We start from the raw sequence: 22,903 nt of genomic DNA, 5'->3' as shown, positions 1-22,903 counted from the left end.
ATGAATATACTAGGCAATGATCATAAGCTGGAGATAATATTTTCGCTTCTGCGCTGGTTTTTTGTTGTGGCTTCTATTGTGCTGTTTTTTGAATACTATAACGACTCTACAGATAAGCTAATTAAGTTCTCCATACTTTTGTTTTTTGGGATTATATATATGACGGTGACGGAAGTGGTATTACATCGTAAAAACATTCATCCAACCATTTATAGTTATATGACTAAGGGCGGTGTGATCTTTGATTACATGGCCATATTATTTGTGATTTCGTTAACAGGTGGAACGAACAGCCCATTATTTCCGGTTGCGTATCTGCTTATTCTTCATGCTTCAGTCTATTGGGGGCTGGCAGGTGGTATTGTCACTGCTTTATTCGTGGAAGTTGGATATTCGGCTGTAATTGTTTTCGCAGATGGTGGTTATACAGCGGAGAGGCTTCCTTATCATGTTATGAACTATATCTTTGTTCTGATGGTGGGGATATTAGGCGGCTTCATTGTGGCAAGGGGAAGAAAGCATTTCTCTGACAAAAACTATTTTGAAAATATGGCTAAAAAAGATTACCTAACTGGGCTTTTTAATCATCGGAGCTTTCAAGAGCAGCTAAAAGAGATTGTTCATAGTAAGATGAACTTCATCCTGGTAATGGCGGATATTGATTTGTTTAAATTGATTAACGATCATTATGGGCATATTGCAGGTGATAAGGTTTTGAAGGAAATCGGCAGCTTGTTGGAGAAATGCATTCCCAAATCTAAAGGCAGCTCCTATCGATATGGTGGCGAAGAATTTGCTATTCTGCTTTATATGGAGGATCTTCAACAAGCGGATAATCTAATACAGCAGTTTAGAGAGCAGCTTTTGAAGATTCATTTGGAGGCTGGTAATGAGGAAATGAAAGTGACGATGAGTTTTGGCGCCGTACTGAATCAGTTTGAACAGCCCGCTGAGCTAGTGGCAGAAGCGGATAGCTTATTATATAGAGCCAAAGCGCAAGGGAGAAATCAAATTGTTTGGTCTACCCCGGCTGCGTGAAATTCTCAATACATAAGAGAGGCTTCTAACAAAACAAAAGACTCCTTATTAGGGGAGCCTTTAGTAAATCGCTATCTTATCTTCGCTTCAAGAACCTGCTTCTTAGCGCAAATCCCAGAATAATTAAGAAGAGACCAGCTAATATAACATTCATATGACTGGATTCTCCAGTCGTCGGCAGCATTCCATCACCTGGTGATACGCCTAGCGGAACTTCTTCCACATCAATATTAATAAAGACTTCTTCTTCATTGCCATCTTTATCAGTAATTATTATTGAAAATGAATCACTCCCGGTAAACCCTGGTTTAGGAGTATATATCCATTTACCATCTGAACCAACAGTAACAGTTCCATGTTCGGGACCTTTACCAATGGAAGGCGTACTTCCCTCAGGTACTTTAACAGTACCGGTTATAGGCACGTCTTGTTTTGTTGTTTCTATTTTACCTGGAGGTGTTGCAGTTGGTTTTACGACTGGTGTTGCTGATGGTGTTACTGCCGGTGTTACGACTGGTGTAACTACCGGTGTTGCGGTTGGTGTTACAACTGGCGTAACTGTTGGTGTAACCGTTGGTGTTGCAGTAGGAACTTCGGTTGGTGCCGGTGTTGGCGATTGTGTTGCCGATCCGGGTATTGGACTAGGTGTCGGCGTTGGCGTCGGTGTAGAAGTTGTGATTTTCGTATTGGTCACAACCTGATTGATTTCGGTGATTGAATTTATAGTTACATTGTGAGCGCTTGAATCCAGTAAATATCCCGCTGGAGCAACCGTCTCTTTGAGAATATAATTCCCACCTAAAAGGTTATTGAAAACCAATTTTCCATCTAAGCCTGTTGTAAGTGTGTTAACTAGTATCTCCGATGAACCTAAATCGCGGTACAAAGCAAATGTCGCGCCGCTTAGATTAAGGCTAGGGGAGTCTTGATCCACTTTGGTTACGGTCAATTTGCCAATGACTCCGCTTCCTGTTCCTGATCCAGAAGAAAACAGCACCTCAATGTTTTTGATTGTGGGGACACTCACTGTAGTCACATTATTTCCACTCAATGTAACCTTATTGCTAACAGTGTCATGGCTATCAGCAAAAATAACGGATTTGTATTCCAAAATGTATGCTTTCGTAATCGGCTGAATAAATGATAATACAAAAGTTTGTTTGCTGTTATTATCTGTGTGGATGACTACGGTATAATCGGTATCCTTAACCAATTCTCTATCTTTGGTCAAAGCTCCAACCATATTAACGGTGGTAGCGAAAAGATGGAACGAATCCTGCAACAATAGTTGGTTTACACTTGGCTCGTCTAATATAATGGCATCGTTTACTGTGGATTGTCCGCGATTAATATGGACGGTCCAATCTATAATATTGTTGTTCTGATGTCCATCCTTGGCTACATACTCTCCACCATAAACTACAGGTACTGAGGCAGTTAAGTTGCCGGATGCTAAGTTTAGAGTATCAAATAGCTGAGCTGTGTTAGGGATTTGAGCATCAATCAGCTTCCCAGCTAAGCTTGTTTTAAACTCTACATAGTAAGGTGAATTAATTGGACCATTAAAATTAACATATACGGTATTAGTCACATTATTTAAAATAAGGCCATACATCGTATTTGCTAGAGCTGAACCTAGCGTTTGAGTCCCATCCAAACCAATATTCATTGCGGATACTTTTAAGGAATTTGGAACCAGCTCTTGTCCTTCAAGAAGCGTATCTGCCAAAATTGCATGATTAATTGTCCGGCTGTTATAGTTCAGCCCAACTGTCCAAGTAATTTCTTTAGTTATCGCATTATAAGATCCAGACTTGGAACCATTATTCCTCGTTTCAATTCTTGGTGTGAATGTTGAGGTTGCTTCTGCCTGATGTTGGGTAGGAGAATTGGAATCATCTTGCCACTCAATTTTACCCTTGTTGACGTAATTGCTTATAGTCGAAGTAAGCCCTCGTTTATCAAAATAAGTTTTATAGCTTATCGTATAAATCCCTGTAATATCATGATTATGAAAGTCTACAGTAAAGCCTGCATGGAGTACAAGTGAAGCTACCGTATAAACCGATGACGCGACATCTACGCCATTGCGTTTTACAACCAATGAACCTGGAATGAATTCAAGATCGCCTGAAGTAAAAGTATCCGTTACAACCACATGTTTCATCGTGTAATTGTCTTGGTTGATGGTAAGATGCCAGTCTAGCGTTTTATTCTGGTAGTTTACATTATCATTGCTCTTGGCGATAACAATTTGATTAATGCCTCTATTGCCTGTTGCTGTATAAACATCTGAAGTAACTGTGTTGTGAATGGTTGTATTACTTTCAACCCGATCATGTGAGATTGTTTTGTATAAAATTTTGTAAGCGGATGAAGCATCGTAAATTACAGAAGTATTCTCTTTAAAAGTTAGTGTAAAGCCCTGGGTAGTTCCATTGCTTGTAACTGGCGTAAGGGTATAGTCGGTATTCAATACCAACGGGCTGCCCACTATGGTTTCTGTTCCTGTCGGACTCAATGAAATTTTATAGACGACAGCGGAAACAGGAAGGTAATCTTGGGAATCATTGAATAGATCCGTTAACGTAGCTGTTCCAGCTGGGATAACTTTTCCATCATAGTTATATTTAATTTCCCAATCAATCGTTTGGGTTGTTGAATTATAACCAGGTGATCTTTTTCCAAGATGAACACCTCTTACAACCGCCACAGTAGCTGAAGACACAACACTCGGCAGATTAGAACCGCTGAAGGAAGCTGTATTGGTATAGCTCGTGGCTGTATCGAGAATGGAAGTCACATATGAAATACGATATGCGGAAGTGATTGTCGCTGCTGAATCATGGAATGTGATAGTAAGCAATCCACCAGCTGATGTAGTTACTGTGTAATTATTTGGATTAAGAATAACAGGTACAACAGGTATCGATGTCGTGCCATTGAGGCTTACATCAAGCTGTTGAATCGTAATGCCGCTTGGATTACCTAATCCAGCTGGAGTTTGGTCGGTTACAACCGCATTCTGGACAGTACCCAAAGCCTTGTTAATATCGATCGTCCAATCGATCTGATCGGGATTAAAGCTGTGAGGGACGCCTTTCTTCTCGATGGTTAAGCCTACGTTTGGCTTGAAATGTACAGTTACATCTGGTAATTGTTGAAAAACCGGGAATTGGATTACATGTGTGGTACTGTCGGTAATTTGAGTCATATCGAACTTGCTGGTAAAGGTAAGAGTTCCTTGAACATCGTCATGGCCTTCAATAAAATCGTTAAAAGTCATAAGCACCTTTTTTGAAGCTTTATCCACAGAAAATGAGCCAATAGGAGTACCATTAAACAGAAGGCTGCTATTGGTAATATCATTGTAAAGCGCAAATTCAACGGGAAGAGCAAATTCAAAGGTAGATCCTGCTTCGTAACCATGATTGTTTGGCAGAGCCCATGTATAATTCAAAGTTACGTCTGAGCCTTGACTATAAACATTGCCAGTCACAGGGACATTGGGAGATTCATAAACTACCATTGTTACACCAGTCAGTATGTTTAAGTGGCTTTCTATTGTTGTAGCTATAGCATTTGCCTGTTTAATAAAGCCCATTCCATTTACGCTTTGCATAATGAGCACAAGCGCAATAATCATCATACTGATCTTTCTTTTTAACATTGAATAATTCCTCCAGCTCAAATTTTAACCTGTAATAGAAAATTTCATCCCGTTTATTATGTAGGTTAGGCTTACAACATTCTTCTCCCGTCCGTGTTCATTCTCATTGCAGCTTTTCTACTCTTCAGCTTGTATTAATTAATATTTTACAAACCGAGTAATCGGGAAGGCCTATTTTAAAAATAGGTCACTGGTTCTATATACCCATTTCAACAAGGTTTGAACCATTTTGAACCCATTACTTTGTCTGATTGCGCTAAAAAAGACCTGTAATCAGCTCTTCCATTTTGGAAATGAGCAGATCTACAGGCCGAAATTAAATGGAACATATTCGTTTATCAAACTTACAGCTCAGCTTTAGCATTTGCCTTCGCCCAAAATCTGACTCGTACAGTGGAGCAGAGTCGGAGCATATAGCGGTCAAATTTCTGAGTAAGAATCGGATAACGGAAGCTGCCTTTTGCTCTGTCATAGCCTTGACGGATAAGAGCTTCTCTTAGTATAGGGTCATTTTTTAAGCGCAGAATTGCATTAGCAATCTCAGTTGTTGCATTTGGGTCTACCACTAGACCTGTTTTTTCATGCAGCACAGCTTCGCCAGCCCCACCGGAATTCCCAGCAATGACCGGGATTCCGGCACACGCTGCCTCCAAATAGACAATGCCAAAGCCTTCGGCATTACCGGTATCGAGCTCCCTTGCAATCATTAGGAATTGATCACAGGTATTGTAATACTGATTAAGCAAATCCTCATCATGTATATTGCCTACAAAAATAACCCGATCGCTCAAGCCCAGCTTTGCTGCAAGCTGCTCCAAGCTGCTTCGTTCTGGCCCGTCACCAACTATTAGATAAACCAATTCGGGAATATCTCTTATCAGCTGAGGTAATGACTCAATCACACGATCATGCCCCTTGCGTTTAACCAAACGTCCTACAGTTAATAGCGCATATTTACCTTCTAAATCATGCTTTTTGACCAAATCGGGATGTTTGCTTTGTTTTTCATACATTTCCTCGACTCCAGGGAATACCAACTCTACTTTGCTTGGATCTACGCCATAGCCCAGCACCAGTTTTTTGGTGAATTCACTGTTTGTAAGCACGCCATCTGCCTGCTGTAGAATCAGTTTAGTCATGAAATTCAAGCCCCAGAAGCGGCGGAATTGCAGCATATCCATTCCGTGTGTAGAGATGACGTATTTATGCCCGAACAGCTTTTGCATAATCAGACCAATTAAACCAATCATGACATAGCCATAAATCGTCAATTCCGTGTTTTCTTCGCGAATGGCCTTACGTACATGTTTAAAAAGCCGCAGCCAACTCGTAATGTGCACTCGCTCATTTTTCATAAAGGGACCACGAATGATTTTAAAAGACTGTTTGGCGTCGAATGCTTTATCATCCGGATAATGAGGTGCAAGCACCGTCAAATCATGCTTCGAATGCTTCCCTATATTATAGTAATACTTCTGCATACCGCCAATGCCTGGAGGGAATACACCTGTGACGAGAAGAACTTTATTCCGTTTCATGATAGTCGCATCCTTTGCGTTACATAGTGAATTGCATTCATTCCCATGAAAAACAAAACCTCGCTCAGTACATTCCAAATTCGTGCAATTACAGATATCTGCAGTGCGATTTCCGGATCCATTTGAAACGAGAGAAAATACACGAGAAACCCTTCTCTAATGCCAATTCCACCGGGCAGAGGACTCAGTAAACCCAGTAACCAAGCCGAAGCGAACGTGCCTGCTGCATAGAAAATCCCGATGTTATATAAATGAAAGCTGCGGATCAGCAGCCAAAAAGCAAGGCCCATAACCAAATGGCTACTCAAAAAATAAAGTAAATATTGATAAAAGTGATTCCTTGTCAAAAGCGAGCCAGGTCCAGAGAACTTTTTCCAATGCAGCTTTTGCAGTACCCAACGAACAGATAGCTGTAACGAATTCGTAACCTTCGTATAGAAGAGATAAGCAACACCTAATGCCGCTAAGAAAAGCAGGAAAACATAAAGCTGAAGTACCCCGAGATAAACCAGCAGCACAAGAGAGTAAATAGAAGCGGCTAAGACAATCAGAATATTTTCGTAAAAGATCGTGGTCATTTGAATGCTCAAACCAACACCTTCACGACTTGTGAGCACTACACGACCGGCGTAATTCCAGAATCCACCCGGGATATACTTAGCGAATTGCGTATTGATGTAAATCATTAGACCCTTCACTAGACCTAGCTGTCGTCCAGAATCATTAAGGATGATTACCCAAATGCTTGCTTGGAGGACTAGGAAAAAGCTGAACAACAGCAAAGAAGCGTAAAAGTAGGCTCCAGTATGAAGCAAATAGTCACCGATTTGAGCAGCATTTAACGGAATCCCAGTCACAATAAAATAGAGGATACTCCCAACCAAAACGATTCTGAGCCCGTAAGGAAGCGACCTTTTTAGAGTCAACAAATCATTCACCTGCCTATGTAGGTATTATATAACCTCTAGTAAACATGAACTACCCATTTACGAACTCTAAATATTGCAGCAAAAAAGCCCATCTCATTTATCTGAGAGGGGCTTTGAATTAGGGTTAAATCGGCTCGCGGCGGGCAATTTCATGAATATCACTCAACAGCTGCTTGGACTGGCTCAGTAGGTGAATATAATTTTCCTCGGTTTTGCATATGTCTGTAAAAATGGTTATAGGCAGATCGCTTAGCTTCGACTTCAACGACTCGCCTTTCTCCGTTAAGCTGATCTCGACTTTCCGTTCATCTACAGATGAGCGTTTACGGTGAACCAAATTAGCCTCTTCCAATCTTTTTAGCAAAGGGGTTAATGTGGCAGAATCTAACAGCAGCTTCTCGCCAAGATCCGATACAATACAGCTGCCGTTTTCCCATAGCACGACCATGACCAAAAACTGCGGATAAGTAAGCTTGAATTTACTGAGGATAGGTCTATACAATCGTGTTAATTCACGAGAACAGGCATAGATGGAGAAGCAAAGCATAGTATCCAGCTTAATGGTTTCATCGGTTGCAGACATGATAATCACTCCTTTTTGCAATTATCACAACTATAGATTTCGTTTTGGAGAAAGTAAAGCTTATTTTTTCAATAAACCTTTTAGATCCTTCTCAATAGCAGATGGCTTGTCCGTAGATCCGTATCTTTTTAGAACCTTGCCGTTTTCATCAACAAGAAATTTAGTGAAATTCCACTTAATCGATTGGGAGCCAAGCACTCCAGAGGCTTCTTTTTTGAGATATTTATAAAGTGGCGCTGCATTATCCCCATTAACTTCAATTTTCTCGAATAGAGGGAAAGTTACTCCATAATTAATCTGACAGAAGCTTTGTGCTTCTTCATTGCTGCCTTTTTCGCCGCCCCCAAATTGATTGCTAGGGAATCCAAGAATTTCAAAGCCACTATTTTTATGCTGCGTGTAGAGATCTTGGAGCTCTTTGAACTGTGAAGTAAACATACATTTGCTGGCTGTATTGACGATCAATACGACTTTACCTTTGTAATCCTCCAGGGATTTAAGCTCCCCTTTACTCGTTTTCACTTTGAAATTATAAATTGACATTATGATCATCCTTTTCATTTTTTATAGTAAATTTATTGATGTATCGCTTATCTGTTATTAATATATAACACTATTTAATAGTTGTCAAATGAATAGTGCGCTATTTAATTTGCGGAAGCAACTATTCCTTATTCCCCACGTCTAATTAGATATGTTACATAATGGAAAGGATTGAAATAAATGAAAAAGTGGTTGCTTGTAGGCTTGCTTAGTTTACTTATTCTAGTTGTTGTTTTTAAGGTTCGAGAGTCAGATCCAGCTGCTGTTTCATCAGAACCGATGCAACCGGAGCCATCCATTTATATAAGTAATCCGCCACCTACAACCACACCGACTACTTTAAAAGAAATCTGGTTCACAGGATTAAGCGACCCAGAGCAAATGAATATCAGCACAATGGAGGATGGAATGCAGAGAATGTATGAGCCGGTGGATCGGCTATTCTTCAACAGCCCTGATGCCACAATTGATTTTTATTACCGGGATGTCCCTAACTTGACACTAAATGATATTGCAAAAATCAAAGCTGGTGTGACCGTTACAGCAAAAACAGATCAGCAGGCTATTCCATTCACAGTAACTGCTTTTAATGAGCTGAATAGTCAGGGGATTGCCATTCATTTAAATAAGGTGCCTCAAGCTGATTTAGTCGTGCAATTTAGAGCTATGGATGGATCTGCGCTGAAAGAATTTACATTTGAATATATGCCATTGTTCACTTATGAAATCCATAGCCCGGAGGAAAAAGATGCGGAATATTATGCGAAGCAATCGGGGACTTTATTCCGTATGCCGCCAGACCAGACGTATACCTATCAGGTTCATTTTTCGCTGGATGTGAATCAGACCGAAGCTTTAAAGCTGCTGCAAGCGCAGTTCAATGATCTCGATTGGTCCTCTGAATGGAAGGGAAGCCGTGATTTGATTATAACTTTGCGAACTCGTCCTGAGGATATTGCTAAACAGTTTCTGATCCATTTCTATGGAGTTAAAAGTACAGAGGGGTATGTGATTACTAGTTCGCAAGCTCTTCATGGGGTAATCCGGGAACCCAAAGTTTATGAAGCAGTTAATGTAGCAACAGGCAAGGTCAGTACGTTATTTACCAAGCAGCCTCAGTATCAGAAACTCGACTTATCGCCTAATAAGCAATTTTATTTAGCAACGGAGCCGCTGGATGATTTTCAAGGGGAATATCCCGTTGCTTCTGTATCCTTACTCGATTCAAAAGGGGACGTTATTAAGCGTTTTGCTAACATGGGAAACTTTGCACATTGGCTGCCAGATGGTCGATCCTTTGTCTATGTGTCTGATTCTTCTATTCTTAGCTATACGCCTGAAACGGATGTAACAAAGGTCATCTGGACATCACCGTACAAAGGGATAAAGACGTTCTACTCCAGCTTCGATGGTCTAGAAGTAGATCCTCAAACAGGAAGGATGATCGTGAGTATTAATCGACTTCCAGGGCTTGAGATGGAAAAGGGGGTTGTTGAGTTGTATTTATTTGATAATGTAAATGATCCGTCTCCGCGGCATGTTAAGAAGATTTCAGAGCGAGGCAATAGTTCCTTTGGTTTTCAGTTTGATGGGAAGTATGTCGTTTATACGAACTATTATGTTGCCGGTGAAGGGGACGAGAGTCGCTGGGAATCTAAACAGCAATGGCTGGATTGGAAGAGCTTGAAAATTAAGGACATAACAGGAATTGCGCCAACTAGTTATCTTACTTTATTAGCAGGTGGAGAGGCTCTATATCTAACGGGGGATAACAATTATTACGAATGGTTTCGTTACAATTTAGAGAGCGAGCAAAGTCGAAGTTTGTTTACTGCAGAGCATGGAATAGACGTTGCATGGTGGATAGGCAATGGGCAATATATGATTCATGATTTTACAGGCACCTATAAATTTAATCTAGAAAAGCTAAAGTTTGCTAACACCCCATTATTGCCTGAGAAGGCAGAGATTTTAGGGTCACAAGCGAATACAATCATTTATTTGCGAAATCCAGACCCATTGGGAGGAAATTGAGATGAGGGCTTCCGTTCTTCTAATTTGTTTGGTAATGGTATTGGTTGGGTGCGCCAGTACTGTTCAAACCGATTATCCCCCTGTTACGCGCTTGAATGGCCACAACTACCATACGACTATTGAAAACACATCATTGGCTAATATCGACAAAGAGCTTGGTACGGTTAAAAAGCACGTGGGTACAATGCCAGCGAAGGATTTCCAATCCAATGAGTTTCCAAAAGGAAGCAAGCTGTTTGAGATTAAAGATAAGGACCCCTCAGTGGTAATTGCCGTTCTTATTAATGGGGATTATCGTTTGTTAATTAGGATGAGTGGAGACTAAAGTCTTGAGTTCACGGCTTTTTTTGTTTTGTGTGGTGATGGAGTGGCATAAAGATATTAAATACCTCTACAGCAGGTTACTCTAACAAACTGGGTGCTGTAGCAATATTTCTTATCGCTACAAGCCCGAACCTAGCTAACTTTTTACACTCACTTCCACCCTAACGATATTAAATATCTCTACAGCAGATTACTCTAATAAACTTAGTGCTGTAGCAATATTTCTTATCGCTACAGCATCCAACCAGCCAACTATCCGTACACTGAGATATATAGCCTGAAACTGGCTCGAACCTAAAAATAACTCTTGCCTTAAAGTTAACTCTAAGGTGTATGCTAATTATAGTGGATGAGATGGTGAATAGCCCCGAGTGATGCTGGACAACCTGATCCACAAGATGAATAAATGGAGGAATCTACAGATGCAAACTCATTCTAACCAAGCATATACAGTTCAAACCGCAATACCGTCGGGGTTCGGCCCACAGACAACCGCTTCGGAAGCGTTAGCTGGCCGCGATCTGACAGGAAAAGTAGCCATTGTCACAGGAGGGTATTCCGGGATTGGTCTTGAGACGTCGCGTGTTCTGGCGGAAGCGGGGGCTACGGTAATCGTGCCTGCACGAACACCAGAGAAAGCGAAAGCTGCTGTGGCAGGTATTCCGCGACTAGAATTGGAGTCGCTGGATCTTATGGATCCAGCCTCAATCACCAGCTTTGCGCAGCGATTTCTAGCTTCAGGAAGACAATTAGACATACTAGTTAATAGTGCTGGTATTATGGCATCACCGCTACTGCGTGACTCGCGAGGTTATGAATCGCAATTTGCGACGAATCATCTGGGTCATTTCCAATTGGTGGCGCAGCTTTTGCCAGCTTTGCTGCAAGCGGGGAGTGCGCGAGTCGTTTCCGTTTCCTCGCGCGGACACCGACTTAGTGGCGTTGATTTGGAAGATCCGAACTTTGAACATAGAGAATATGACAAATGGAAGGCTTACGGGCAATCAAAATCGGCTAACGCATTATTTGCAGTTGAGCTTGATAAGCGCGGACGGTCGCAAGGTATTCGTGCGTTTTCCGTGCATCCCGGACTTATCCTAACGGATCTGAGTCGTCATTTAACGGATGAGGAGAGAGGGCCAAAGCTTGTGAAAGACGAGCATGGGAAACCTGTCGCTGATGAAAAAGCTGATCATATGAAGACAATAGAACAAGGTGCGGCGACCAGTGTTTGGTGTGCTGCGAGCCATCAGCTAGATAATAAGGGTGGTGTTTATTGCGAGGATGTAGATATCTCAGAAGCTGTCCCTGCCGATAGCCTCAAGGGTACTGGCGTTCGACCGTGGGCGATTGACCATGAATTGGCAGAGCGGCTTTGGCTTTTGAGTGAGAAGCTTACTGGTGTAAAGTTCACGATTTGATTAAGCATAGAAAAACGTGAATTAAATCAATAATAAAGCCCAGCTCAATAAAATGAGCCGGGCTTTATTAGCAACCGCAATCTATATTTTCCAGGCAAAACGTCGCTCTTGGGAAGCTTCAAGTGGAATGACAACTGGCTCTCCATTTAGCGCCCAAGCTTCATTTTGCTGCTCAATAATTTTTCGGGCGACCTCATAACAATCATTGATATGGCTGTTGCCAGCATGTCGCATCGCGCTAAAGCTTAACGCTGCAGCCATTCCTTGTCCCACTAAAGGAACGTATTTCACCACTTGCTTAGATGCAACACGGATCCCGACTTTTTTCATCAGCTGCAGGACAATTTCTCTTGAAATGATTTTGCCGATGGTCCGACTGCCAATAGCTGTAATGTAGCCATAAATATAGGCCTTCGTCCGACTATCTAAACCGGAAAGCTGCTCTTCGGACAAGCCGAACTTCTGGTTAATTGCAGGAAGCAGCTGCATCAGCATCGACACATCAGCAAGAAAATCAGTGCCTGGAAAAGGGACTATTGCTGCGCCGCCAGAAGCTGTTGCTCGCCGAATGACCATGCGTCTGCATTCTTTTTTAATTCGCTCAAGATCGTTTAAAGAGTAGTTGACCATAGGTAACCTCACTTTCACAAGCTTTTGTGTAGCTATTTATTAAAACGTTCGAGAATAGATTATGTTTCATTTCTTTTATTTACCCTATTTTAACTTTTTTCAATCAAAAAATTATTGCAAAGGCTCGATAATATCTGGATTAAACTTCAGTGGAATCATAAGCTGGTTGGTGGAAGCCCCATCCTTAGCGCTTTTCTCAAAAATAATTAAAGCTCCAACTGGATTGCTTGGCTTTTCATAGGTGACCGTATACTCGAAATCAGCCCATTCCGGTGCACCTGCGGCTGCTTTCACATTTCCCTCTGACAAAACCTTATGGCCATCTTCAAAAGAATAACTAAATGCGGCTTCAAAAACACGCGCTTGCCCCTTGACAGTAAAGGTGGTTCCAACTTCAGCATTAGGTGCAGGCTCGAATATGCGAAACGCTTCATTCTCCATCACTACTTTTGAAGTATCTGGAGCTGGTGAAGGAGTCAGAGTTGGCGAAGGAGAAATGGATGGCAATAACGTTGGCACAACTGTTTGCTGCACATTCATAGTCTCTGAAGCTTCAGGTTTTTTGGAATCGTCGGAAGTACATGCTGTAATTGAAATCGAACATACAATTATGAACGCTATTTTAAGAAAGTTATGGGATTTGATTTGCAAAGGTATGCACCGCCTTTTTAGTCTATAGTATGTTATTATTTCAAGTTATTATCATAATATTAAACCACTTTTTGAATTTTCAATCTACTGTTTAGGGGGTAATAAGAATTGACACCTTTATCATATACCACTATCCTAGGATTATAATGAAATGAATCGTTTTCCAAAATGATGAAAATGTAGGGTGGTAGCTTAATGATACAGCTTAAGGATGTTGCAGAATTAGCAGGGGTTTCGACCGGGTCCGTTTCCAAGGTATTGAATGGGTATGCGGTTTCACCGAGGATGAAGAAGAGCGTGGAGCTGGCTATAGCTGAATTAAACTATAAGCCGAATATGGTGGCGCGGAGCTTGCGAACCAAGACATCTAACTCGATCGGTGTCATGGTACCGTATACGAATGATCCGTATTTTATGGAGTTTTTCCGCGGAGTTTCTATTGGATTAAGTGAAAAGGGGAAAGTACCCTTCTTATTCTCGACCGAGCCGCACGATGAGTTTTCCGCTCAAAAGATGCAACAGATTTTCATGCGGGGTGTGGATGGATTGATCGTTTCCACCTATGGCTGGAAGGATTCTGTGCTTGAGGAGCTTTATCTGATTGCCGAGAAAATCCCAGTCGTTTCCTATAAAAGATCCTTCCCAGGAACCGCGATTCATTCGGTTGGAGTCGATGATTGCAGTGGGATGTTTAAAGCAGTAGAGCATCTAACCTCGATTGGACATAGAAGAATCGGCTATATTGCATCAGGGCTGAATTTGGATACAGGCCAGCAACGCCTAAAAGGGTATCAACAAGCTTTAGAGCAAGCAGGAATTGCCTATGAGGATAATTTAGTGGTAGAAAGCGCGGCTTTTCAGATTGAGGATGGCTATAATGCAGTTCAGCAGCTTTTAAAAAGATTCCCACTGCCTTCTGCGATCGTAGGAGCTAATAATTCAGTAGCTATAGGCGCTTTGAAATTCCTTGAGAGCCGGAATGTTAAGATTCCCGAGGACATTGCAGTGATGGGCTATGACGATGAACCCTTATCTACCTTGGTTACACCTAAGCTTTCATCGGTTTCCGTTCCGGTCTACGAAATGACGGCGAAGGCTGTCCAAATCATTGAAGATGCCATCCTTGGAGTCCATAAAGAAACAATAAACATACTCTTTCCAACTACACTAAAAATCCGCAATTCCACTGATTTTAGCGCTACAGCTGCTTTTGAATTTGAACGGTTTTCTCGATAAATTGGACAAGCCATTAGACTTTAAAGTCATAAGGGCTTGTCTTTTTGTGAGCGTTCAACAACCACACAAGCGCACCTCCTAACACAGCCGCCTTCCAAACCTTCCACAAACTGGAGTTGTAAAAATAAACCTAAATAAACCCAAAAAATTGTCGATAAATGGAGTAGGAATCAATACATCAGCATGGAGGCTGTCTATGAAATCTACTTCTTTTTTTATCCGTGCAACTCTCTTCTCACTTTTATTGATAGGTTCGTTAACTTTTGCTAGTACTAGAGCACATGCAGGACCAGCATTGGTACTTTTACAAGACTATACACAGCCAACTGGGGAGCATTTCACTGCAACAATTAAGGGTGATGAGTGGAAAAATTGGATTGCTACGGCTAAAAATGAAGTAATTATACAAGGTTTGGATAAGTTCTGGTACTATGTACAAATTTCAGATAATAAAGTAATAGCTTCTAGTATTAAATATGCTATCGATCCGCCCCCAGCACGAATAGTAACCTCTCAGGAGATTATTGATGAGGTAAGTGGGGATGCCCCTTCAAAGCAGGTCAGTTTAAGAAGTGCAACCACGGACTTTTCGTTAAGTCAATCAGCTGCACCCATTTTAACCTCACATAACCTTACTATGCCCCATAAGTTACTGGTGATTCTTGTAAGCTTCAACAATAAAATTATTCAAAATAGCGAAGCGGCTTGGAGCAATGAGATTTTTGGTGCTACTAATTCTGTAAACAGCTATTATAAAGAGGTTTCTAATAATCAATTTTACTTTTTACCTGCAGAAGAAACTTCAGGTATTACAGATGATGGTGTGATTAAGATTACATTGAGTCGAGCCCATCCGAATACAAGTAACGATACAGATGTTCGAAATGAACAGATTGTAAGTGATGCTTTGAGCGCAGCAAATGCGAAGATCAATTTTGCGTCCTTCGATAAAAATCTAGATGGTTATGTCTCTATGGACGAGCTACATATTATGACAATCATTGCAGGAAATGAAGCTTCACATGATGATCCTGCACCGACTGTTTGGGGGCATAAGTCCTCTCTTTATTATATTGTACCACCCACACTAGATAATGTTACCTTAGTTGATCCCTATCATTCTGGCGGCTATGTTCAATTTGGCGAAATGCACGGTACTCATATGGCAACAATCGGTATTTTGTGCCACGAGCTAGGGCATGATCTTGGTCTGCCTGATCTTTATGATACCGACAGTTCTTCATCCGGTCTGGGGATTCATAGCTTAATGGCAAGTGGAAGCTGGGGTTACACATCAAGCACTGAGGTGGGCGGCTCCCCTTCTCATTTTGATGCCTGGTCCAAAATGTTTTTGGGCTTTACAACTGCGCCTGAAGCGACTACTAGCAATCTAGTAGATGCTAACGCAGGAGATGTTTATAGGGTATCGACATCCAATCCAGCCGAATACTTCTTAATAGAAAATCGGCAGTTTAACGGGTATGATGCTGCGCTTGCTGCATACGTACTTCACGGTGGTATAGCTATTTACCATATTGATGAAGGAGTTATTTCTTCAACCTTAGGATCTAATAAAGTCAATAATAACGATGCCCATAAAGGGATTAAAATTATAGAAGCAAACGGAAAAAATCAATTGGATACTAGATCAGAAGATTGGTATGACCATTACTTCGCAGGCTCTTCCCTATATAAGACCTTCTCTGACTCAACGAATCCGAGCAGTAAATTTTATGACGGTACAGCTTCGAATGTTTCCATTACAGCCGTAAGTCCAAGTCAGAATGCAATGACTGTTAGTGTTGTTGGAATTGCAGCAAGCCCGAATGCTAGTTTGCGAAGCATTATTCTCTCCCAAGGGACAGTGAATCCTAAGTTTTCAGGTGCCGTAACGAGTTATAAAGCTATTGTAACTGATACAACAACCAGTCTTACTGTAACGCCGACTGTAGCTGTTGAGGGGTCAACGATTACGGTGAACGGTACGCCAGTCACTAGTGGAAATGCCAGTGGGGCGATTAATTTAAGTCTAGGCTTGAACAATATAAACATTCATGTGACTTCACAAGGGGGGACGGTTAGTAATGATTATGTAATAACCGTAAACCGCTCACAGGGTGTAGAAGCGACCTTCATCACCCTAAGCAAACGAGAATTAAACCTAACTCTGACATCACCGAAAACAACGTTAACTGCTCAATTTACACCTCTAACGACAACAATGAAAACAGTCACATGGAGCACTTACGATTCTAATGTGGCAACGGTATCCAATACAGGTGTAATTACAGTAGTTGGGACAGGATCTACTAAGATCGAGGCTAAATCAGCTAACGGCTTAACGGATGCAGCGATTGTGAATGTAACTGTACCCGTAACCAAGGTTGAGTTGAATGCGGATGAGAGTAAAGTCTTCCTAAACGTAGGGGATTCAGATATCAGTCTGCATGCAGCGGTATCACCATCTGGTGCAACGAATACTAAGCTAATCTGGACATCAAGCAATACTAAGTCAGTCACGGTGGGTACGTACGGTTCGATTCATGCTATTGCTCTAGGTACGGCTATCATTACAGCCACCTCACAGGTAGGGGGTAAATCAGCGAAGTCTACCGTTACAGTGCCGACTAAAGCAACGGCCGTAACGATTACGCCTAGTACGCTAACTTTAAAAATGGGGCAAGCCGTTTTCACGATGAAGGCAGCCCTTACACCAACGACAGCAACTTACAAGGTATTGAGTTGGTCAAGTGAAAACACAGCTATCGTAACGGTTGATCCAATAACAGGTAAGGCAACTACCGTTAGTGTTGGCGATACCTTTATAAAGGTTGTTACTCCTGAGGGGATCACAAGTAAAATCCCAGTCAAAGTCATTGTCCCAGTCAAAGCTCTGATTTTATCTCCTTCGGTCACAACAATAACTTACCAAGGCACTTTACCAATGGTTCCTTCCTTTGATCCACCAGATGCTACGATTAAAGATATAATTTGGACGAGCAGTTTACCAAGGGTAGCAACGGTAGATTCCTCAGGTACCGTTACTGGAGGCCATGCTGGAACAACTGTTATTACAGGTAAAACAGTGGATGGAAGCAAGCAAGCTTCAAAAACCATCGCAATAAACGGAATAGCATTAGCTGCAGATGAATTATTTTTGAACCTAAATAAACCCACTTCACTAAAAGTGACTCTGTTTAATACAGGTACGAATAGGACGCTCATTTGGAAGAGCAGTGATCCAACAGTCGCAGAAGTTAATACAGCCGGCTTAGTCACCCCAAAACTTATTGGTGAAGTAACCATAACCGCTTCCACCTATGACAAAATGTACTCAGATACCACGAAGGTAACGATCATCCAAACATCATTAGCTACATTTACGATAGATCCTAAGGCGGTAACTCTAAAGATTGGCGATACTGACCTTCAACTAACCCCAACAATTGGGCCTTCGGATGCAACTATACAGAAAGCTATATGGACTAGCAGCAATACGGCTACAGCTACAGTAGATTCAAGTGGTTTTGTACATGCTGTTGCGGCAGGTACAACCATAATCACTGCAACAACGCTTGATGGAGCAAAAATAGCCAAAGTCACCATAACCGTTCCAATTCCAGTCGCTAGTGTACGAATAGTAAACACAGGACCTCTTACATTGAAGCTCAATACCACCATTTCATTGAAATCAGCAATAACCCCTGCTACGGCTAGAGATCCTAAGGTAACGTGGGGCACTAACAGTTTTGTTGCTGAGGTGAGTACAACAGGACTCGTTAAAGGACTTGCAGTGGGTACAGCCACAATAAGCGTGCATACCAGTGATGGTGGATTCAAAGATAATATCACCGTGATAGTAATTATTCCTAACTCAACCATAAGCTTTGCTAGCACAAAAGAAACCTTAAAAGTAGGTGCTGCAGATATTACCTTAGTCCCTATTTTCAAACAAGTAGATGCAACAGATAAATCAGTTACTTGGAACAGCAGTAACCCAGCAGTAGCTACGGTAGATAGCGATGGTGCTGTGCATGCTGTAAGTGCAGGTACGGCAACTGTTACCGCTACTACGGTAGAAGGGGCAAAATCAGCTAAAGTCATAATCACGGTGCCTAATTCAGTGAAGAGTATTAAATTACTTCATCCAGATGTGATTTCGATTAATCTTAAATCAGCTCTGGCCCTAAAGGCTTCCGTCCTTCCACTTACTTCTACTAATTTAAAGGTAAGCTGGAAGAGCAGTGACGAAAACGTGGCTACAGTAGGTGCCAAAACGGGAGCGGTAAAAGCCGGCAGTATTCTAGGCTCAACTATCATAACAGCAACTACCGAGGATGGCTTAATTACAGATACCATCACTGTGAACGTCATTAAAGCCATTACAACATTCACGGTTAATAAAACCTCTGCGACTTTAACGGTTACTGGAGCTGATCTGGCTTTAGGGGTTAAAATTCTTCCTGCGGATGTAGTGGACAAGGCTATAATTTGGGAAAGCAGCAATTCTGCTGTAGCGACTGTCGATTCAAACGGCTTGGTACATCCAGTCAGTGTAGGCAAAGCAACCATTACAGCAACAAGCAGTGATGGTGCGAAAGTAGCTAAGACCGCAATAACAGTTAAATAAAAAACCGAAATAAGCCCACTTGTTGCTAATTAGCAAGCGGGTTATTTTTTAACTGAATAATTGTTTGATGAAGGGAAGGGAATTAACATAGAATAAAAGAATTAGTTATGTAGTATGAAAAAATAGGCAACTGCTGTGAGATTTCTTGAGCATATATTCAGGAGGGATTGAGCATGAAGAAAAAAGCGTTTCATCAATTTTTCAAAGGATTAAAGGGGATTCCGTTTGAGGTTTCCTATTGGGACGATTCTAAAGAAAATTTTGGAGAAGGTGAGCCTAGGTTTAAACTGATTTTTCGCGAAGAGGTTTCGCTAGCCAAGTTTATTAAAGAGCCGGTTATGACTTTCGGTGAAGGGTATATGAATGGTCACATAGAAGTAGAAGGCAGCTTAGAAGAGATGCTTAAATTAGCTAATATAAATCATAGTGTGTTCTGGACTAAGGCGATAACTCGCTGGAACAAGCTCACTTCGATAGGTAAGCAAAAAGAGAATGTTCAGCACCATTATGATGTAGGCAATGCATTCTATGCCATCTGGCTGGATCCATCGATGAGCTACTCTTGTGCCTATTTCAAAACACCTGAGGATTCTCTCGAACAAGCCCAAAAACAGAAAATCGACCATGTTCTACGGAAGCTGCAATTAAAAAGCGGTGAAACTTTATTGGATATTGGTTGTGGCTGGGGCGGATTAATCATTAGAGCAGCGCTGGAGTATGGGGTTAAAGCCAAGGGTATCACCTTAAGCGAAGAGCAGTACAAGAAGGTGCAAGAAAGAATTATTGAGAACGGACTGCAGGGTCAGGTTGAAGTTGAGCTGATCAGCTATCAAGAGCTAGCAGCGCCTGCAACAGGTGCTTATGATAAAATTTCAAGCGTGGGGATGTTCGAGCATGTTGGACAAGCGAATTATCCGCATTTTATGAAGGCTGTAGATCGTTTGTTGAAGGATCAAGGCGTAGCCGTTTTACATACAATTACCCATCCCATTGAGCAAAAGCCAGATCCATGGATTGAAAAATATATTTTTCCTGGGGGGTATATTCCTTCGCTTCGTGAGATTGTAAATCTTCTGCCTGAGTATAATTTTCACGTAACAGATATTGAAAGCTTGCGAATCCACTATGCGATGACCTTGGATCATTGGGCAGATGCGTATGACGCTCATGAGGATCAAGTGAGAGAGATGTACGGAGAGAAATTTGTGCGGATGTGGCGTTTGTACTTGCGTGCCAGCGCATCGGCTTTTCGCAGGGATGGCATTAATTTGCACCAGATTGTTTTTACAAAAGGTTTGAATAATCAACTGGCTTTAACCCGTGACTTTCTTTACAATGGATAAGAATGTCATGAGAAGTGGGGAAACACATATGAAAAAATACATCTTAGTTGGCGTCATCCTCGCTTCATTACTTGCTTGTCTAATTGAATCAATGATTCAAAATTATGAGAAGAGCTTGAAGGAAAGTGTTTATTTATCGACAAGGGTCCAGTTATCTGCAAAAGTGCTTACTCTAAAGTCAATCATTGATCGCAATTTTAACTTTATGAGTGCTTTAGAGGCTTATGTGGTAACCTCCAATTATTTGTATAATACTTCAGACAGCGATGTGAATGACTATTTAAAAACGTTATACAAAGGTGGGGGCAGTGCAGCTTTTAACTATTATATTGCACCTGCAGGCACTGTGAAATTTATTTATCCCGTAGAGGGAAATGAGAGCTTCGTTAATTTCGATTTGCTTCATGATCCCCGTGAGATGATCAAGCGGCAATTAGAACGAGCTTTTCAATCCAAAGCAATCACGGTTAATGGACCTTTTAAGCTGGCGCAAGGTAATAATGGATTGGTGGCACGTAAAGCTCTTTACCGGGACAATACATTCTGGGGATTCGTCTCTGTTGGACTTGATTTAGATGATATCTTAAACAAATCAGAAATGGTGCAAACGAATAATCATGATTCGGTATTGGCTGTTCGAATTCCGGGACATCCAGCATTCTATGGGTCAGATAGCGTGTTTCAAGGTAAATTTTTCTTGAACACGCTAGTTTTGGCTGAAGGAGAATGGGAGGTTGCAGCACAGCCTAATCCAGATCGAATCAAAGAAGTTCACTTACAAATCCTGCTGATGCGGTTAGGCAGCTATCTGACACTTTTGCTGGTATTTGGTTTTTTTACAAGCATTCTCTACCAACGCAATAAACTTAAATTAAAAGTAGCCTCGCGTACTCAAGAGCTGCTGCTGACCAATGAATACTTGATTTCAGTTAATAAAGAGCTTATTTCGGGTGAACTGGAATTACGTAAATCCGAGCAGCGATTTTCCTATATGGCCTACACGGATGCACTAACGAACATTCCGAATCGGGTGCGGTTTCATTCACGGCTCGACGAGGTATTGCAGCAATTGAGAGATGAGGAAGCTTTACAAAGTGCTACTGTGCTTTATTTTGATTTAGATGATTTTAAGCTGGTCAATGATACCTACGGACATTACATGGGAGATCTGTTGCTAAAAGAGATTGCAAAACGTATTCAGCAGGTTGAGCTTCCGATAGATTTATTTGCTAGATTAGGCGGCGACGAATTTGCCTTGTTACTCATAGAGCAGCAAGGAGAAGAGCAGATTTGCAGGGTTGTGGAGAATATGCTTAGCTTGCTTAAGGACCCTTGTGATCTAGGTGGGCAGGAATATTATGTTGCGCTGAGTATTGGTATTGCCCGATATCCTACGGGTGGAAAAACGGTTGAAGAGCTGTTTAAAAGCGCGGATATTGCCATGTATGAAGCTAAAAAAGCCGGAGGCAGCAGCTATAAGTTCTTTAATCGCAGGATGGAGAGCGACACCATTGCCAAGATGGAGCTGGTTAGTCATTTAAGACAAGCATTGGAGCGCAAGGAGCTATTGCTTCACTATCAACCACAGGTAGATTGCCTGAAAGGGCAGATAATTGGAGTGGAAGCCTTGCTGCGATGGAATCATTCGACTAAAGGCTACATTTCACCGGCCACTTTTATTCCTTTGGCTGAGGAAATGGGTATCATCATTCCTATCGGTGACTGGGTGCTGCAGCAAGCCTGTAATCAGATGAAAATCTGGCATGATGCCGGCCTTCCTCGCATAAAACTAGCAGTAAATCTCTCCGTAAAGCAATTTCAAGATGAGCAGCTAGTGGATAAAGTGCGGATGATTCTTCAACAAACCGGATTAGAAGCCAAATACCTTGAGCTAGAAATCACAGAAAATATAGGCATGAAAGATGAAGAGTTGGGTATTCTACGAGAATTACGCCAGCTAGGTGTTTCGATTTCAGTAGATGATTTTGGAATGAACTATTCGTCATTGAGCTACCTCAAGCGTTTTCCTGTAACTAAGATTAAGCTGGATCAATCCTTTATAAGAGGGATTCAAACGGATGAAAAAGATCGCGCGATGATTAAAACCATGATTTTTCTTGCTCAATCCTTCGGCTTGGAAGTGATTGCAGAAGGGGTGGAATCGCTGGCAGAAGCGGAGTATCTGCTCGAAAATGGCTGTTCACAAATCCAAGGCTATTACTTCTATCGCCCAACTGAAGTTGACGGGTTAGAGGAAATATTCCATAATCAGAGTAATCTAAAGCTAAATTAAAATAGGCTTACGCAGCAAAATTTTCACAAAAACACAAAAT

At 41.6% G+C, this 22,903-nt stretch carries 15 protein-coding genes; 8 read left to right on the top strand and 7 right to left on the bottom strand.

Annotated elements, in window-relative coordinates; genetic code table 11:
- On the top strand, positions 1-1,038 hold the full coding sequence (locus EHS13_RS34400; protein ID WP_155704731.1) for a GGDEF domain-containing protein: 1,038 nt from the start codon (positions 1-3) through the stop codon (positions 1,036-1,038).
- Positions 1,039-1,114: 76 nt separating this feature from the next.
- On the opposite strand, the gene EHS13_RS34395 is transcribed toward EHS13_RS34400, so the two are convergent.
- The 5 genes from EHS13_RS34395 to EHS13_RS34375 all read right to left on the bottom strand — a co-directional run bounded on the left by EHS13_RS34395 (position 1,115) and on the right by EHS13_RS34375 (position 8,301).
- The gene (locus EHS13_RS34395) at positions 1,115-4,708 is read right to left on the bottom strand and encodes a collagen binding domain-containing protein (RefSeq protein ID WP_155704730.1); all 3,594 of its coding nucleotides are present in this window, start codon (positions 4,706-4,708) and stop codon (positions 1,115-1,117) included.
- Positions 4,709-5,052: 344 nt separating this feature from the next.
- Positions 5,053-6,246, bottom strand: coding sequence for a glycosyltransferase family 4 protein (locus EHS13_RS34390; protein ID WP_155704729.1), 1,194 nt, complete (start codon positions 6,244-6,246; stop codon positions 5,053-5,055).
- Positions 6,243-7,184, bottom strand: a complete 942-nt coding sequence (locus tag EHS13_RS34385; protein ID WP_227013694.1) for a lysylphosphatidylglycerol synthase domain-containing protein — start codon at positions 7,182-7,184, stop codon at positions 6,243-6,245. The genes EHS13_RS34390 and EHS13_RS34385 overlap by 4 nt, the downstream gene beginning before the upstream one ends.
- A 115-nt stretch (positions 7,185-7,299) precedes the next feature.
- Complete coding sequence (locus EHS13_RS34380; RefSeq protein ID WP_155704728.1) at positions 7,300-7,758, bottom strand: MarR family winged helix-turn-helix transcriptional regulator; 459 nt, start codon at positions 7,756-7,758, stop codon at positions 7,300-7,302.
- Between the two features lie 60 nt (positions 7,759-7,818).
- Positions 7,819-8,301 (bottom strand): glutathione peroxidase, encoded by a 483-nt coding sequence (locus tag EHS13_RS34375; RefSeq protein WP_155704727.1) that lies wholly within the window; start codon positions 8,299-8,301, stop codon positions 7,819-7,821.
- Between the two features lie 180 nt (positions 8,302-8,481).
- Between EHS13_RS34375 and EHS13_RS34370 the strand changes: the two genes are divergently transcribed.
- From EHS13_RS34370 to EHS13_RS34360, 3 genes are all read left to right on the top strand, one after another.
- Positions 8,482-10,335, top strand: coding sequence for a hypothetical protein (locus EHS13_RS34370; protein ID WP_155704726.1), 1,854 nt, complete (start codon positions 8,482-8,484; stop codon positions 10,333-10,335).
- Position 10,336: 1 nt separating this feature from the next.
- Positions 10,337-10,660, top strand: coding sequence for a hypothetical protein (locus EHS13_RS34365; protein ID WP_155704725.1), 324 nt, complete (start codon positions 10,337-10,339; stop codon positions 10,658-10,660).
- A 421-nt stretch (positions 10,661-11,081) separates the two neighbouring features.
- Positions 11,082-12,080 carry an oxidoreductase gene (locus EHS13_RS34360; RefSeq protein ID WP_155704724.1) on the top strand — a complete coding sequence of 333 codons (999 nt, stop codon included), beginning with the start codon at positions 11,082-11,084 and terminating at the stop codon, positions 12,078-12,080.
- A gap of 81 nt (positions 12,081-12,161) precedes the next feature.
- Here the strand turns inward: EHS13_RS34360 and EHS13_RS34355 are convergent, their stop codons facing one another.
- Together EHS13_RS34355 and EHS13_RS34350 are read right to left on the bottom strand one after the other, a co-directional pair.
- A complete protein-coding gene (locus tag EHS13_RS34355) occupies positions 12,162-12,710 on the bottom strand; it encodes a hypothetical protein (RefSeq protein ID WP_193571464.1) in 549 nt (182 codons plus the stop codon).
- A gap of 111 nt (positions 12,711-12,821) precedes the next feature.
- Positions 12,822-13,361 (bottom strand): Gmad2 immunoglobulin-like domain-containing protein, encoded by a 540-nt coding sequence (locus tag EHS13_RS34350; RefSeq protein WP_162463396.1) that lies wholly within the window; start codon positions 13,359-13,361, stop codon positions 12,822-12,824.
- Between the two features lie 195 nt (positions 13,362-13,556).
- Between EHS13_RS34350 and EHS13_RS34345 the strand changes: the two genes are divergently transcribed.
- The 4 genes from EHS13_RS34345 (at position 13,557) to EHS13_RS34330 (ending at position 22,863) form a co-directional block, all read left to right on the top strand.
- Entirely contained in the window at positions 13,557-14,597 is a 1,041-nt protein-coding gene (locus EHS13_RS34345; RefSeq protein ID WP_155704722.1) for a LacI family DNA-binding transcriptional regulator, read from the top strand.
- Between the two features lie 196 nt (positions 14,598-14,793).
- The gene (locus EHS13_RS34340) at positions 14,794-19,227 is read left to right on the top strand and encodes an Ig-like domain-containing protein (RefSeq protein ID WP_155704721.1); all 4,434 of its coding nucleotides are present in this window, start codon (positions 14,794-14,796) and stop codon (positions 19,225-19,227) included.
- Positions 19,228-19,400: 173 nt separating this feature from the next.
- The gene (locus EHS13_RS34335) at positions 19,401-20,570 is read left to right on the top strand and encodes an SAM-dependent methyltransferase (protein WP_155704720.1); all 1,170 of its coding nucleotides are present in this window, start codon (positions 19,401-19,403) and stop codon (positions 20,568-20,570) included.
- A 28-nt stretch (positions 20,571-20,598) separates the two neighbouring features.
- Entirely contained in the window at positions 20,599-22,863 is a 2,265-nt protein-coding gene (locus EHS13_RS34330; protein ID WP_162463395.1) for a bifunctional diguanylate cyclase/phosphodiesterase, read from the top strand.
- The last annotated feature ends 40 nt before the right edge of the window (positions 22,864-22,903 follow it).

The organism is Paenibacillus psychroresistens, from assembly GCF_009728935.1.
GTDB lineage: Bacteria > Bacillota > Bacilli > Paenibacillales > NBRC-103111 > Paenibacillus_AC > Paenibacillus_AC psychroresistens.
This window is presented reverse-complemented; position numbering and strand designations above follow the sequence as displayed.

Bases quoted from the DNA above. Each gene is read 5' to 3' on its own strand.
- EHS13_RS34370 (WP_155704726.1), top strand. From the start codon at position 8,482: ATGAAAAAGTGGTTGCTTGTAGGCTTGCTTAGTTTACTTATTCTAGTT.
- EHS13_RS34345 (WP_155704722.1), top strand. From the start codon at position 13,557: ATGATACAGCTTAAGGATGTTGCAGAATTAGCAGGGGTTTCGACCGGG.
- EHS13_RS34375 (WP_155704727.1), bottom strand. From the start codon at position 8,301: ATGTCAATTTATAATTTCAAAGTGAAAACGAGTAAAGGGGAGCTTAAA.
- EHS13_RS34365 (WP_155704725.1), top strand. From the start codon at position 10,337: ATGAGGGCTTCCGTTCTTCTAATTTGTTTGGTAATGGTATTGGTTGGG.
- EHS13_RS34335 (WP_155704720.1), top strand. From the start codon at position 19,401: ATGAAGAAAAAAGCGTTTCATCAATTTTTCAAAGGATTAAAGGGGATT.
- EHS13_RS34360 (WP_155704724.1), top strand. From the start codon at position 11,082: ATGCAAACTCATTCTAACCAAGCATATACAGTTCAAACCGCAATACCG.
- EHS13_RS34395 (WP_155704730.1), bottom strand. From the start codon at position 4,708: ATGTTAAAAAGAAAGATCAGTATGATGATTATTGCGCTTGTGCTCATT.
- EHS13_RS34355 (WP_193571464.1), bottom strand. From the start codon at position 12,710: ATGGTCAACTACTCTTTAAACGATCTTGAGCGAATTAAAAAAGAATGC.
- EHS13_RS34400 (WP_155704731.1), top strand. From the start codon at position 1: ATGAATATACTAGGCAATGATCATAAGCTGGAGATAATATTTTCGCTT.
- EHS13_RS34340 (WP_155704721.1), top strand. From the start codon at position 14,794: ATGAAATCTACTTCTTTTTTTATCCGTGCAACTCTCTTCTCACTTTTA.
- EHS13_RS34380 (WP_155704728.1), bottom strand. From the start codon at position 7,758: ATGTCTGCAACCGATGAAACCATTAAGCTGGATACTATGCTTTGCTTC.
- EHS13_RS34390 (WP_155704729.1), bottom strand. From the start codon at position 6,246: ATGAAACGGAATAAAGTTCTTCTCGTCACAGGTGTATTCCCTCCAGGC.
- EHS13_RS34330 (WP_162463395.1), top strand. From the start codon at position 20,599: ATGAAAAAATACATCTTAGTTGGCGTCATCCTCGCTTCATTACTTGCT.